11 protein-coding genes and 1 pseudogene are annotated in these 13,170 nt (G+C 73.0%); 8 read left to right on the top strand and 4 right to left on the bottom strand.

Translation table 11 applies throughout. The features are described from left to right. Positions 1–74: 74 nt before the first annotated feature. Positions 75–299: a hypothetical protein gene (locus F4562_RS31550; RefSeq protein WP_184540364.1), complete on the bottom strand. Its 225-nt coding sequence runs from the start codon at positions 297–299 to the stop codon at positions 75–77. Positions 300–541: 242 nt separating this feature from the next. On the opposite strand from F4562_RS31550, the gene F4562_RS31545 reads away from it, so the two are divergent. Next, complete coding sequence (locus F4562_RS31545) at positions 542–859, top strand: hypothetical protein (RefSeq protein WP_184540363.1); 318 nt, start codon at positions 542–544, stop codon at positions 857–859. A 390-nt stretch (positions 860–1,249) separates the two neighbouring features. Here the strand turns inward: F4562_RS31545 and F4562_RS31540 are convergent. Both F4562_RS31540 and F4562_RS31535 read right to left on the bottom strand, forming a co-directional pair. Continuing rightward, positions 1,250–1,531: pseudogene (locus F4562_RS31540) on the bottom strand (transposase); the annotation flags it as partial. Between the two features lie 14 nt (positions 1,532–1,545). Next, positions 1,546–2,556, bottom strand: a complete 1,011-nt coding sequence (locus F4562_RS31535; protein ID WP_184540362.1) for a radical SAM family protein — start codon at positions 2,554–2,556, stop codon at positions 1,546–1,548. A gap of 396 nt (positions 2,557–2,952) precedes the next feature. Between F4562_RS31535 and F4562_RS31530 the strand changes: the two genes are divergently transcribed. Genes F4562_RS31530 through F4562_RS31500 form a run of 7 tightly spaced genes read left to right on the top strand, consistent with a single transcriptional unit; the run spans position 2,953 to position 10,301 of the window. Next, positions 2,953–3,183 (top strand): hypothetical protein, encoded by a 231-nt coding sequence (locus F4562_RS31530; RefSeq protein ID WP_184540361.1) that lies wholly within the window; start codon positions 2,953–2,955, stop codon positions 3,181–3,183. A 17-nt stretch (positions 3,184–3,200) separates the two neighbouring features. Beyond that, positions 3,201–4,247 carry a radical SAM family protein gene (locus F4562_RS31525; RefSeq protein WP_184540359.1) on the top strand — a complete coding sequence of 349 codons (1,047 nt, stop codon included), beginning with the start codon at positions 3,201–3,203 and terminating at the stop codon, positions 4,245–4,247. Continuing rightward, positions 4,244–5,065 (top strand): sugar phosphate nucleotidyltransferase, encoded by an 822-nt coding sequence (locus F4562_RS31520; RefSeq protein WP_184540356.1) that lies wholly within the window; start codon positions 4,244–4,246, stop codon positions 5,063–5,065. The genes F4562_RS31525 and F4562_RS31520 overlap by 4 nt, the downstream gene beginning before the upstream one ends. Further along, a complete protein-coding gene (locus tag F4562_RS31515) occupies positions 5,062–6,312 on the top strand; it encodes a DUF6365 family protein (protein WP_184540354.1) in 1,251 nt (416 codons plus the stop codon). The genes F4562_RS31520 and F4562_RS31515 overlap by 4 nt, the downstream gene beginning before the upstream one ends. A gap of 7 nt (positions 6,313–6,319) precedes the next feature. Next, complete coding sequence (locus F4562_RS31510; protein ID WP_184540352.1) at positions 6,320–7,231, top strand: radical SAM protein; 912 nt, start codon at positions 6,320–6,322, stop codon at positions 7,229–7,231. A 5-nt stretch (positions 7,232–7,236) separates the two neighbouring features. Further along, complete coding sequence (locus tag F4562_RS31505) at positions 7,237–8,472, top strand: polysaccharide pyruvyl transferase family protein (protein ID WP_184540350.1); 1,236 nt, start codon at positions 7,237–7,239, stop codon at positions 8,470–8,472. After that, positions 8,469–10,301, top strand: coding sequence for a B12-binding domain-containing radical SAM protein (locus tag F4562_RS31500; protein WP_184540348.1), 1,833 nt, complete (start codon positions 8,469–8,471; stop codon positions 10,299–10,301). The genes F4562_RS31505 and F4562_RS31500 overlap by 4 nt, the downstream gene beginning before the upstream one ends. On the opposite strand, the gene F4562_RS36095 is transcribed toward F4562_RS31500, so the two are convergent. After that, entirely contained in the window at positions 10,200–13,046 is a 2,847-nt protein-coding gene (locus tag F4562_RS36095) for a helix-turn-helix transcriptional regulator (protein ID WP_184540346.1), read from the bottom strand. The two genes, F4562_RS31500 and F4562_RS36095, sit on opposite strands and share 102 nt — an antisense overlap. Between the last annotated feature and the right edge of the window lie 124 nt (positions 13,047–13,170).

Here is a 13,170-nt window from a genome sequence, read left to right as displayed (position 1 = left end):
CGCGTCGAGGAGCTCGTACTCGGCGAGCGTCATCGAGTCTCGGACGCGAAGAAGACGGCCTTAGATTCAGACGATCAACGCAGCTCGGCGTTCTCCCGCTCCGCCTCCCGGATCCGCACCCGCTCCGGCCCGGAGACCGGGCGCCGCTCCTGCTGCGCGCTCGCGATCCGATGTCGGTTCACCCGGCCGCCCAGGGTGCTGGCGTTGATGTCGAACCCCCGCGCCACGAACGCGACCGTCCGATCGCCCTCCAGCACCATGCGGGAGGCCATGATCTGCTGGGCCGCGATCAGCGGCATGGCCCGCCGGATCACCCGTGGCGCCACTGCCGCCCGCCGGCAGGTGACAACCTTCGTCCCGTCCTCGAATTGATCTTCTCAAACACTCACCGACAGACTTCTTCCCTGTTCCGGACTTCAATCTGCGGCCCCGCGGCCAGCCCGTAAACCGCTCACTCGAATTGCATACCATCCCCTATGGATATCCACCAAAGCTGTGACTACCATCAAAAAGCAAACATCGACGCCGAAGGAGATAACTAATGGGCCGCATCAAGAAGTTCGGCGTTTCGGCGGCCGCGGTGGCCGCGATCGCCGCCGCGACAACTCTAATGTCACCGACCGCTCCCGCCCAGGCGGCGACCTGCAGCACTAGCGCGCAGATCGGCATCAGCGGCGGCACCGGCTGGGCGATGTGCAGCGGTACCGGAGTGACTCAGACACGGGTCCTGCTCTTCTGCCAGAATAGTAGCGGTATCGTCACCACGGTTTACGGCCCCTGGGTGGCCAATTCCGTTAAATCAAATGCCCAATGCAGCAGCAACTCATGGCCGGCATCGGTCGGCCATCAAAGAATCTGAGCCGACCGCAAGCTCGTCCGGTCGCGGCAGAGCATACAGGAACAGCTCGAAGAGCCAACCAGGCGACCGAATGAAAGCAAGGCCAAAAGACCCTTCGTCATCACCCGTCCGTGATGCGGCGGACCACTTCATCACAGACGGGTGATGACACTACTGCCCGACGTCGAGCAGGGCGGCAGCCACCGCGAGGGCAGGCGCCGGGGCCGTTGCTGCCCCGGTCGGTGATGGACGGCCCCGGGTGCGTCCCGATCACCTCGTCGGCGACAAGGCTACAGCTCCAAGGCGATCCGGGCCTGGCTGCGACGACGCGGGATCGGGCACACCGTTCCCGAGCGCACCGATCAGGTCCGCGACCGGGCCCGGCGCGGTCGTCGCGGCGGGGCGGAGTCGGGCCGGGAACGTCGCGGTGGCAGGTAGGGCACGCGCCGGTCCGTCCAGGCGTCGCAGCGTGAGGAAGGCATGGGCGGCGGTGACGAGGGTGACGTGGTGGTGCCGGCCGCGCCAGGTGCGGCCCTCGAAGTGGTCCAAGCCCAGACCGTGCTTCACCTCCCGGTGGTCGTGCTCGATGCGCCGGCGTATCTTCGCCAGGCCGGCCAGGCGTCGAAGCGGGGTGTCGGCGGGAAGAGTGGTCAGCCGGTACTCGGTGGGTGCCGGAGCGCCGGTGGGCCATTCGCTGAAACGAAGTGCTACCAGGTCTCCGCCGACTCCCCGGGCCGGGCGGCGCCGGACCCCGGCGGCGGGAGGAGCGCCAGCGCGCGCAGGAGCGGGTCGCGCTCGCCCGCGACGCGCCGCAGCAGGTGCCAGCAGATCCCGCAGATCCCGGAGAATTCCCGGGCGGCGAGGTCCCGGTGGCGGGGCAGGGCGGTCAGCGCCGCGGTGCCGAGCGAGCCCAGCACGGTGAAGAACGGGTCCGCGGCGAAGGCGGCGAGGGCCTCGCGCACCCCGTCGCGGTCACGGGCGACACGGTGCAGACCGGGCGGTCCCGCCCCCATGATGACGTTCTCGTTGCAGCAGGCCGAGATCCGCCCGTCGTAGCGCACCGTCGGGGTGCGCGCGATCGCACACCGCCCCAGCCGCGCGCCGGGCACCCGGGCGGCGGCGGGGAAGACGGCCGAGCCGCGGCCGTACGGCAGCGGGGGGACCGCGTGGATCTCGGCGAGATCGCGCCAGCCGCCGCCCAGCGCGCCGGTGAGGAGATCCTCCGCGGCCCCGATCTGGGCCGGGTCGTCCAGCACCTGCGCCACCAGCCACGTCCCCTCGGCGGCGACGGCGCGGGCGGCGGCGGCCACGGTGCCGGGCGGGCTGGTGTGGTGGGCGTCCGTGCCCAGGACGACGCAGGCGGACAGCTGCAGAACCGACCGGATCCAGGCCGGGGGATCCCCGCCGGCCCCCCAGTAGCCGCTGGTGTAGGGGACGAACGCCTTCCCCGATCCGTGGATCCGCCGGGCCGCGTGGGAGAGCGCGCGCCGCTCGGTGAACGGCTCGCCGCCGGAGACGCCGACGACCCGCAGTGTTTCGTCCGCGCAGAGTCCCTCGACGACCTCCTCGAAGAGCGCGAGGTCGGTGATGCGCGGGCCGTCAGGGCGGGAGGCCACCGAGCAGTGCGAGCATCCGACCGGGCAGCGGTCGGTGACGACGAGCAGGGCGGATCTCCCGGGTTGCCGTCGCAGGGCGTCGAGCTCGGCGATCCTGAGCATGCCCAGACCATACGCCGCGCCGCGCCGCCCGTCCCGCGCGACGGGCATCCGGCGGCGCGGTGGGGCCACCGCCCGCGCCGTACCGGCCGCGCCGGGGACGGCTTCCGCCGGGACGCGGGCCGCTCACGCCGTCCCGGAGCGGACATACGCCGTCCCGGAGCAGGGATAGGCCATCCCGCAGCGAACATAGGCCGTCGCGCGGAGCGGACGTAGGCCGTCGCACGGGGCGGCTAGGCCACGGGGACGCGGTGATCGGCGGACCGACGGCGGGTTCTCCGTGCCGCGACGGAAGCGGAATACGCCTGCCAGGCGGAGGTTCGGTGGGCGTCCCGTCCGTACGTTGACCACGTGGGCACCCCCGACAGGCCCACCAGAACCCGTCCCATGGGAGGGACCATGACCGAGTCGTCACCACGCGTCCGCGATCTCGTGCAGCGCGCCGCGTCGGATCCCGGGTTCGCCGAGCAGCTGCTCAGCAACCCCGAGTCGGTCGCCGCCGAGTACAACCTCGGCGCCGACCACATCGACCAGATCAAGGAGCTGGCCGGCGCCGGCCTGCTCAAGCCCGCGGTGCAGGCGCACACGGCTCCTATCGAACAGCAGCCGGGCGGCGGCGGCTACTACTAAACGCTCCAGGGGGTGTCGTGCACTTCAACTCGATACTGGTCAGCGTCACCGAGATCTGCACCGTGGGCTGCCGGCACTGCGGTTTCACCGGCTCCACGCGTGACCGCCAGCCGACCGCGGAGGAGATCGGGCGCTGGGTGGCGCAGGCGTGCGACAGCGGCATCCCGGAGGTCATCTTCACCGGCGGCGAGCCCTTCCAGCGATTCCGGATGCTCAAGTCCGGGGTCGGGGCCGCCGCCGGCCACCCCGGCAGGCCACGGATCTCGGTGTTCACCAGCAGCTTCTGGGGGCGGTCGCCCGCGACGGTGGACAAGATCCTCGGGCAGTTGCCCGGCCTCACCCGGCTCTACCTGAGCACCGACGTCTACCACCAGGAGCGGGTGCCCACGCAGCATGTCGTCAACGTGATCGAGGGGGCGATCGCCCGGGAGATCCCGGAGATCAGCCTCTGCATCACCATCGCCGAGGACCACGAGGAGGAGCAGATCCGCGGGTTGTACCGGCGCTTCGAGGACCGCGTCCGGGTGCACGTGGACCGGGTGATCCCCACGCCGTTCATCAAGACGGCGCACCAGGTGGGCCTTCCCCCCGACCCGGAGCACTTCTCGGCCTCCTGCTACCTGGAGACCCCGCTGATCAACCCGAACGGCGACCTGTCGGCGTGCCACATCGGCAAGGCCGGAGCGTACGTCCGGCTCTCCGATCTGGCCTACTTCCTGGGCAACCTGCACGACAGCTCGTTCGGGGAGATCCTCGACGACGCCGACAAGAACTACGAGTACCAGTTCCTGCGCGTGTACGGCCCCCAGGGTGTGGCCCGCATGGTGGCCTCGTCCCCGGCGGTGCGCAAGCTGTTCAAGGGGACGAACTTCACCAACGGCTGCGACCTCTGCTACAAGATGCTCCGCTCGCTCGACGGGCGGGCCCGGCTGCGCGAGATCGCGGCCGACCCGTTCCAACGTGAGCTGATCGACGCCATCCGGCTGGTCCGGTTCGGTGAGCAGGCCGCCACTCCCCCGCCGGCGCCGGCCGGCGCTCTCCACCCAGTAAGGAGCGGCATGTGACGAGCACGGACTTCGTCGGACTCGTACCCGCCGCGGGACGCGGCACCCGGCTGTCCCCGCTGCGCTACCCCAAGGAGCTTCTTCCCATCGTCTACGAGCCCGCCGAGGGCGGCGCCCGGCTGCGTCCGGTGGCCGAGTACGCCCTGGAGTCGCTGGCGCGGGCGGGCGTCGGCAGCGCGATCCTGGTGGTCGCCCCGTGGAAGCTGGAGGTGATCGGCTACCTGGGGGACGGCCGCCACCTCGGCGTCGACGTCGCCTATCTCTTCCAGGAGGAGGCGCGGGGCCTGGCCTGCGCGCTCGATCTGGCCCGCGGCTGGACCAGGGGACGCCACGTCGTGTTCGCCATGCCTGACACGATCTTCACTCCGTCCGACGCGCTCACCCGGCTGCGCGGCGTCTACGAGGAGACCGGCGCGGACCTGGCGCTGGCGGTCTTCCCGACCCGGGACGCCCACCGGCTCGGCCCGGTGGTGACGCGCGGCGACCGGGTACGCCGCGTGTTCGACAAGCCGGCCGACCCGCCGGTCATGAACACCTGGGGGGCGGCGATCTGGACGGACGCCTTCGCGGACCTGCTGCACGAGGGACTGCGCGAGACCACCGGGGACAGCGGGGACGCCGGCACCACAGGGACCGCCGGGACCGCCGGGACCACTGCGGGTGAGCCGGTGCTCGGCCACTACTTCGACCTGGCGGTCCGCCGCGGCCTGCGGGTCCACGCGGTCGAGTTCCCGGACGGCTCCTTCCAGGACGTCGGGACGCCGCTCGGCGTCCGCCGGTCCGTCGAGGGGCCCTCCCTGCTGGCGGTGGGCCCGTGAGACTGCTGTTCTTCGCCATGAGCAGCGCCGGGTACGGCGAGACGCTGATCGGCATGTCGCTGGCCCGCCAGCTCCAGGCGGCCGGGATCGAGAGCTTCTTCGTCATCGAGCCCATGTCGGAGAAGCTGCTGCGCGGCAGCGGGTTCCCCTACGTGGTGCTCGACAACTCGATGGGCGGGTTCGCCACGCTGATCGTGGACGAGACGGTCCGCGACTTCCGCCCCGACGCGATCGTGCTGTCGGACTACTTCACTTACTGCGGCGTGTTCCCCAAGCGCTACGGCCTGGACCCGTGGTTCATCGACAGGTACGGCCTGCCGATCATGCCGATCGACATCTGGGAGTGGGCGAACACCGAGTTCGCGGTGGACGTCTTCCACGGCAAGTCGATGAGCGTCAACCGGCGGATCATGGAGATGCCGACGCACCTGCGTCCGGTGCCGGTGTGCCACCTGGACTCCGGGCCGCAGGTGTACCCCTTCCGCCTGTGGGAGGGCAACGAGCGCGTCAGCCGCCGCACCCGCCACCACCTGCGTGAAACGTTCGGCATGGCGCCGGAGGACCGGATGGTGCTGCTCGCGGTGGCCGGATGGCAGCAGGGCAGGTACGCCGACGAGAACGGCGACCGGATCGCCGACCAGGTGCCCGAGCTGCTGGTGCACTACCTGCGGCAGCTGCCGCCCAGCGCCAGGTTCGTGCTGGTGGGCAGCGTGCCACCGGTGCTGGCGGGGCTGGCCGACCGTGCCCACGTCATCCCGGCGTGCTCGCCGAGCCGGTTCAACGTGCTCCTGGGCTCGGTGGACCTGGTCCTGACGCTGAACCTGGGCGCCACCACGCTGGCCAGGGCGGTGCTGTCCGACATCCCGGGGCTGGTGCTGACCAACCGGTTCGACGTGCCGGACAAGCCCGACATCGACCGGGTCGAGGCGGAGCTCTCCGGCCTGTCGGAGGACGTGCGCTCCTGGCTGTCGCGGACCCTGCCCATGTATCCGTTCCGGATGTGGCCGCTGGGGTTCCACAGCTTCCTCGACCCCGTCGCGGCGGGGAACCCCTACCTGTCGACGTTCGCCCACGCCGAGCTGCTGGACGAGCCGGCCGTGCTGTCGGCGCTGCACGGGGTGCTGTACGACCGGGGGGTCCAGGAGGGGCTGGCGGGCAACCGGGCCTCGTACCTGGAGACGCTGACCGATCATCCCGGCACCCCCGAGGTGTTCACCTCGGCGGCGAGCCGCCTGGGCCTGGTGTGAGGTGCACTTGAAACAGCTCAGCATGCACGTGACCGACCTGTGCAACGAGAAGTGCGGCTTCTGCGTCGTGGGGTCGCCGCTGGCGAAGTCCGACAGCGTGGTCTACGAGGACCTGATCCGCTTCCTCGCCGAGAACGCCGGGCAGGGCTACACGTCGGTGAACCTGCACGGCGGGGAACCGACGATCCATCCCCGACTGTTCGACCTGCTGCGCATGATCCGGCTGCTGGAGTACCCGCGGGTGGAGATCCAGACCAACGCGCGCCGGCTGAGGGACGCCGAGTTCACCCGGCGCCTCGCCGAGCACGGGGTGGAGCTGTTCGTGGTCTCGCTGCACGGCTCCACCGCGGTCGTCCAGGACTGCCTGACCCAGACGCCGGGCGGCTTCGACGAGACCGTCCAGGGCATCCGCAACGCCAAGCACTCGGGTGTCGCCGTGCGGACCAACACCGTCATCACCCGCATGAACATGGAGCGGCTGATGGACATCTGCCGCCTCTGCGTCGACCTGGGCGTCGACCACGTCAACATCTCCAACCTCCACCCGGTGGGCAGCGGCTTCTTCGCCCTCGACCTGCAGGCGCCCACCGTCGCCGAGACGCGCAGGCACCTGCTTCCGGTGATCGAGATGATGCTCGCCTCACCGGCGCGGCTGACGCTGGAGGGCTTCCCGCTGTGCGTGGTCACCCCGCACGAGGAGCTGGCCATCGAGGACGGGACGCGCTCGATCCGGATGATGTACCAGGGCAACGTCCTCGACGACTACGACGCGTTCATGGACTCCGAGATGCGCTCCTACGGGCCGCCGTGCGACGGCTGCCCGCTGCGGACGCGGTGCGGCGGGGTCTACAACGAGTACGCCGAGCGCCGCGGCTGGGACGAGTTCGGCCTGCGCCGGGCGTCCCCCGTCGGCGGGTGAGCGGGATGGCCGAGCGGATCGCGATCTGGGCGGGGAGCAGCCTGCCCAACATCGGTGACCGGCTGCTCGCGGCGGTGACCGAGGCCGAGCTGTCCCGCCGCCTGCCGGACGCGCGTTTCCGGCACTTCTGCCCGTGGAGCACGGCGGCCGACCCGGTGCCGCTCTGGGTGGACGGGGCGGGGAACTGGCCCGGCGCCGGATCGTTCGACGCGGTCGTGATGGCGGGCGGCCTGTGGAGCGGGCCGCCGTTCCGGCATCCGATCATGCAGGTGTTCTGCCTGGGGCCCGAGCCGCGGGCGTTCGACCCGGGCGTGTGGGTCGCCTGGCACGGGGTGGGCCTGCAGGACGACACGCCCGGGGCGGGCCGCGACGACTGGCGCGGTTACCTGGAGGCGGTCCGGGCCCGCATCGACCACCTGACCGTGCGCAGCGCCGGGGCGGCCCGCAGGATGGCCGAGGCGACGGGCGTCTCCGCCGGCGTCGTCCCCGACCCGTCCTTCGCGCTGCCGCCGGCGCCGGCGCGGTCCCGGCCGCGCCGCCGCCGGCCGCTGATCGGCGTGGCCGTCGGTGCCCCGGGGCCGAACGCGCAGCTGGTCACCCACCTCGTCGGCCGGAACCTCACCCGGCCCGGGACGGTCGACCCGGCGTTGTGCGTGCCCCCCGAGCAGGTGCTCGCCGAGGCGTCCGGCCCGCAGGAGCGGGCCGCCGGGCTGGGGTTCATGACGGAGCTGGGCCTGACGCTGGTGGAGCTGGCGGGCTTCGCCGACATCGAGTTCATCACGGTGCCCAACATCTACGGGGACGAGGAGGTCGGCGCCCGGCTCGCGCGGGCGGTGCCGGGTGCCCGCACGCGGGAGATCCGCTGCACCGGCGCGGACGACCTGCGCGAGGCCCTGGCCCGCTGCGACCTGGTCCTCGTCTCCCGCTACCACAGCGCGGTCCTCGCGCTGCGCGGCGCCGTCCCGTTCGTCGCGGTCGACCCGTTCTGGAGCCGCCGCAACGGCACGAGCAAGCTGCACGAGCTCACCGGCGAGCTGGGCCTGGCGCACCGCCACTGGACCCACCGCGGCACGCAGGCCACCGAGGACCTCCTGGAGGTCGTGGAGCGGGCGCTGGCGGACGAGCCGGTCGAGGCCGCGGCCTACCGGGACATGCACGTGCGGGCGACGGCGGCCTTCGACCGGCTCGCCGAGGGGCTGCGCGCGGCGCGGCCGAGGGCGATACCGGGGAGATCCTTATGAAGGCCGTGCTCGTCTACTCCAACGACGACGGGTTCTCGCTGGGCGTGGAGCTGATCCGGGCGGTCGTGGCCGACCGGCTCTCCCCCGCCGAGGTGGAGCACCAGGTCTGGTTCCATGAGGACGTGGGCAGCCTGGCCGAGGACTACCTCGGCCACTACAACGCCTTCATGGCGCGGCTGTTCGACCACCGGCCGGACGTGATCTCCTTCTCCGCGTTCGTGTGGAACCACGACGAGTTCGTGCGGATGGGACGCATGGTCAAGCGGCACCTGCCGCACTGCCGCGTCGTGTGGGGCGGCGCCCAGGCCAACTCCCGGCGGATGGCCGCCCACCTGCTGCGCGAGTACCCGTGGCTGGACCTGGTGCTGCGCGGCGAGGCCGAGGACGCCTACTCCTGCCTGCTGGAGCACCTGGCCCGCGACGCCGACCTGGCGGCGGTGCCGGGGCTCACCCGGCGGGTGGACGGTGAGCCGGTGCACAACGACGACCCGCCGGACGTCGACCTGTCGGCGCTGCCGCTGGTCTTCACCGAGGACAGGCTGCCCCTGGAGCCGATCCTGCGGCGGCGGCCCGGCGCGGTCCTGGCCTACGAGACGGGCCGGGGCTGCCGGCAGAAATGCCGGTTCTGCCTGTACAGCGCGCCGAAGCTGCGCGCGTTCCCCATGGAGCGGATCGAGCGCGAGCTGGCCTACCTGCTGCGCGGCCGCATCCCCCACCTGCGGGTGTGCGACGCCCACCTGGGCATCTCGCGGCACCGGGCGATGGAGATCTTCGAGATCATCGCCGAGCACAACCGGGCGACGGTCGTGGACGTCTACCCCGACGTCAAGCACGTCGACCTCGACTACGTGCGGGCGATGAACCGGGCCGGGTGCCGGGTGATCACCCTGGGCATCCAGTCGTCCGATGCGGACACGCTCCAGCTGGCGGCCCGCCGGTTCGACCGGCAGCGGTTCGCCCAGGCCGCCTCCCTGATCCGCCGCCACCACAACCACGCCCTGGCGGCCGACATCATCATCGGCATGCCGGGGGACGACGCCGACAAGGTCCGGGAGAGCGTGCGCTTCGCCTACGCGAGCGGCGTGGAGAAGGTGCACTTCGCACCGCTGATGGCCTTCCCCGGGACGGACTTCTTCGAGTACGCCGAGCAGTACGGGATCGAGTTCTTCGACTTCCAGCCGCCGCTCGTCGTCCGCTCCCGCGGGTTCGGCATCGAGGACTACCAGCGGGCGATGGTCTTCGCCCGGCGGGTCGAGGCGTTGCAGGAACGCGCACCGACGCTGCTGCGCTGCCTGATCTCCGTCCCCGGGTGCGACGTGGCGGCCGTCGCCGAACGCCTCGACCTGGGCTCGGGCGCCGACCCGGTGCCCCGCATCGAGGCGGACTTCCCGCCCGAGGTGAGCCGCCTGCTGCTGGACGGGATCGCCTGGGACGAGGCGGTGCGGGCCCAGCGGGCGACGACCGTGCAGGACCCGCCGAAGCTGAGCGGTGACGCGCTCGTCGACCGGGTGGCGCCGGAGGCCGTCCACTGGGCCGACTACCCGGTGCACCTGCTGCTGCGCGACTTCACGCTGGGGTTCGACGCGCTGGCCCGCGAGCGCCGGGGTTACCTGTTCCCGCGGGGCGGCGCGGTGGGCTACCCGCTGGACGGCCCGCTCCTGGCCGCGTTCGAGGCGGCGGCCCCGGGGATCACGGTGGCCGAGTGGCGGGACAAGACGTGTGCCACGTCAACCACCGAGCTGTCCCGTGAGGTGTGCGACTCCGCCTTGAGGATCCTCTGCCTCACCGGGGTGGTCTCGCTGGGCGGGGACGGCCGGGCCGGTGGGTGAGTCCCGCCCCAGCAGGGACCTGGACCGCGAGTCGAACTCCCGGGCCAGGTCCCTGCGTGACGACAGGCCGAGCTTGGCGAACACACTGGAGAGCTGGGCCTGCACCGTGCGCGGCGAGACGAAGAGCTTCGCGCCGATCTCACGGTTGGTCAGCCCGCCGGACGCCAGCAGCGCCACCTGGCGTTCCGCCCTGGTGAGGGAGGCCCAGCCGATCCCCTGCCCGCGCGGGCCCCGGCCCCGGGACGCGTAGCCGACGGCCTGGCCGACGTCCAGCCCGGTGCCCTCGGCCCAGGCGGCGGCGAACCTCTCCTCGCCCAGCCCGGCGCGCACCCGCGCGAGGTCGGCCCCGTACTGGGGCCCGGCCGCGGGCGGCCGTGGAAGTCCCAGCCGGTCACGTGACGACTGGGCAGCGCCGAAGAGCCGGGCGGCGTGCTCGTGACGGCGCTGCCCGGCCGCGAGGCCCGCCATGGCCTCCAGCGAGTCGGCGGTCTGAGCGCGCAGGCCCATCGCGGCGCCGGCCCTGAGCGCCGCGTGGTGCGCCGAGGCGGCACGGGCCGGGTCGTCGCGCCGGGTGACCTGGCCGAGGACGAACAGGCACCACCGGATGAGGGGCCGGTCGTCGGTCTCGCGTGCCCGCGCCACGGCCTCCTCGGCGAACGTCAGGGCGGCGGAGGCGCCCACGGATCCGAGGATCGCACCGCCCAGCCCGGCCAGCCCCATCGCGGCCGGCCGCGCGGCGGTGCTCCCACCCAGCTCCACGACCTCGGCGAAGACCTCCCTGGCCGCCCCGTACTCGCCGACGTCGAGCAGTGTCCTGCCGAGCGTGTCGAGGCAGTCGCCCAGCAGCGGCGGCGACCCCGCCGAGCGGGCGGCCTTGACCGCCTCGGCGAGGCGCTCCGCGGCAGGCCCGTACCGGCCGCGGCAGGCGGCCACCTCTCCCAGCCCCCTGAGCGCCGCCGCCCTGCCCCACACGTCGCCCATCCGGTACGAGGCGGCCAGGCCCTGCCGGAACGCGCTCTCCGCCTCGGCGTACGCACCCTGGTAGACGGCCACCCGCGCCATGACCAGCAGGCCCGTCTCCAGGCTCAGTTCGGAGCCGTGCCTGCGGCCGGCGGCGACGCACCGTTCCAGGGCCGCCCGTGCCCCGGCGAGGTCGCCCGCGGCCAGGCGGGCCTGCCCGAGCAGGAGGAGGGGCACCCCGCTCCACACGTGACCCGCCGGGGCCGGGCCGCGCTCGGCCAGTTCGGTGAGGGTGCGGCTGGCCGGGACGGGCTCGCTCATCGTCCGCAGGCCCGCCAGCACCGCCAGGGCCCTGGTCTGGCCGGTCTCGTCGCCCAGTTCCCGGAACATCTCCAGTGCCCGGCGGCAGGCGGCCGTCGCGTCGGCGTACTCGCCGAGAGCGCAGGAGAGCACCGCGACGCTCAGCGTCGTCCCGGCCAGCACCTCCCCGCGGACCATGCCGCCCGCGGCGGCGAGCGAGGCGAGCCAGCCCCGTCCCTCGCGCAGGCGTCCCCGCACGATCCAGTAGGTCTCCAGCGCGCTCGCCAGCCGGGCACCGACCATCGGCGGCCCGCCGGAGGTGCACCAGCGCAGCACCGCCCGCATGTTGGCGTAGGCGGCCTCGACGCGGTCGAGGTGGGGGGCGGCGGCGCCCGTGGTGACCGCCTCCGCCGCCCGCTCGGCCAGCGCCGCGTAGTACTCGGCGTGGCGCAGCCGCACGGCCCCGGCCTCGTCGGCGGCCTCGTCGCCGGTGCCGGTGACAGCGCCGCGGACGGTGCCGGTCACAGCGCCGGTCACAGCGCCGGTGACAGCGCCGGCGTGCGGCTCCCGCCGGGCGTAGGCGCGAACGGTCCGCAGCAGCCGGTAACCGGTCACGGCGCCGGCGGTGTCGCACTCCACGAGGGACCTGGACACGAGCCGCGCGAGGAGGTCGACGACGGCGTCGGCCTTGATGTCACCACCAGCGCAGACCCCCTCCACGTCGTCGATGACGAAGCCGTCCTCGAACACGGTGAGCCTGCTCAGCAGCAGCCGCTCGTCGTCGGGGAGCATCGCGTGGCTCCAGCCGATCGCCGCCTCCAGCGACCTGTGCCTCGGGTGGGCGGTGCGGCTCCCACCGGCCAGCAGCCGGAACGGGTCGTCCAGCCGCTCGGCGATCTGCCCCGGCGACAGCATGACCGAGCGCGCGGCGGCGAGCTCGACGGCCAGCGGGAGGCCGTCGAGACGCCGGCAGACCTCAGCCACGGCCGCCCCGGTCTCCGGGCCGGTGGGCCGTCCCCGCGCCGCGGCGCGCTCGGCGAACAGGCGGGCGGCCTGCGCCGTGGTCAGGGGGGCCAGGCGGCAGGTCACCTCCCCGGGGACGCCCAGCGGTTCCCGGCTGGTGGCGAGGACGACGAGCCCGGGGCGAGCGCGCAGCAGCGCCGGGACGGTCACGGCGCACCGGTCGGCCTCGCGCTCGCAGGTGTCGAGCACGAGCAGCGCCGGACCCTCGCCCGGCCCGTCGCCCGGCGTTCCGCCCGGCCCGTCGCCCGGCACGGTCACCGGGATGCCCGGATCGGCGGCCAGGTCGTGGAACCACACACCCCCCGGGTAGCCGGCCGCGCGGGCGTACGCGTGCGCCAGGCAGGTCTTGCCCACCCCCGGCGGGCCGGTCAGCGTGACGAGCCGCGCGGAGCCGAGCAGGTCGCGCAGGCCGGCGAGTTCGGCGTCGCGGCCGATGAGGGCTCCGGACCAGTCCGTGGGCAAGGCTCCGGAGAAGTCCGCGGGCAGGGCCCCGGACCGGTCGGGAGAAAAAGCCCCGGGCCAGTCGGTGGGCAGGGCCCCGGACCGGTCGGGAGAAAGGGCTTCGGACCGTTCCGGAGGCAGGTCG

Source organism: Streptosporangium becharense, assembly GCF_014204985.1.
Lineage (GTDB): Bacteria > Actinomycetota > Actinomycetes > Streptosporangiales > Streptosporangiaceae > Streptosporangium > Streptosporangium becharense.
Note: the sequence above shows the minus strand (reverse complement) of the source record. Positions and strands in the feature narration are given on the sequence as shown.

What these genes read in the sequence shown, in the direction of transcription:
- F4562_RS31545 (WP_184540363.1), top strand. Translation starts at nt 542, where the DNA reads ATGGGCCGCATCAAGAAGTTCGGCGTTTCGGCGGCCGCGGTGGCCGCG.
- F4562_RS31500 (WP_184540348.1), top strand. Translation starts at nt 8,469, where the DNA reads ATGAAGGCCGTGCTCGTCTACTCCAACGACGACGGGTTCTCGCTGGGC.
- F4562_RS31530 (WP_184540361.1), top strand. Translation starts at nt 2,953, where the DNA reads ATGACCGAGTCGTCACCACGCGTCCGCGATCTCGTGCAGCGCGCCGCG.
- F4562_RS31505 (WP_184540350.1), top strand. Translation starts at nt 7,237, where the DNA reads ATGGCCGAGCGGATCGCGATCTGGGCGGGGAGCAGCCTGCCCAACATC.
- F4562_RS31550 (WP_184540364.1), bottom strand. Translation starts at nt 299, where the DNA reads ATGCCGCTGATCGCGGCCCAGCAGATCATGGCCTCCCGCATGGTGCTG.
- F4562_RS31535 (WP_184540362.1), bottom strand. Translation starts at nt 2,556, where the DNA reads ATGCTCAGGATCGCCGAGCTCGACGCCCTGCGACGGCAACCCGGGAGA.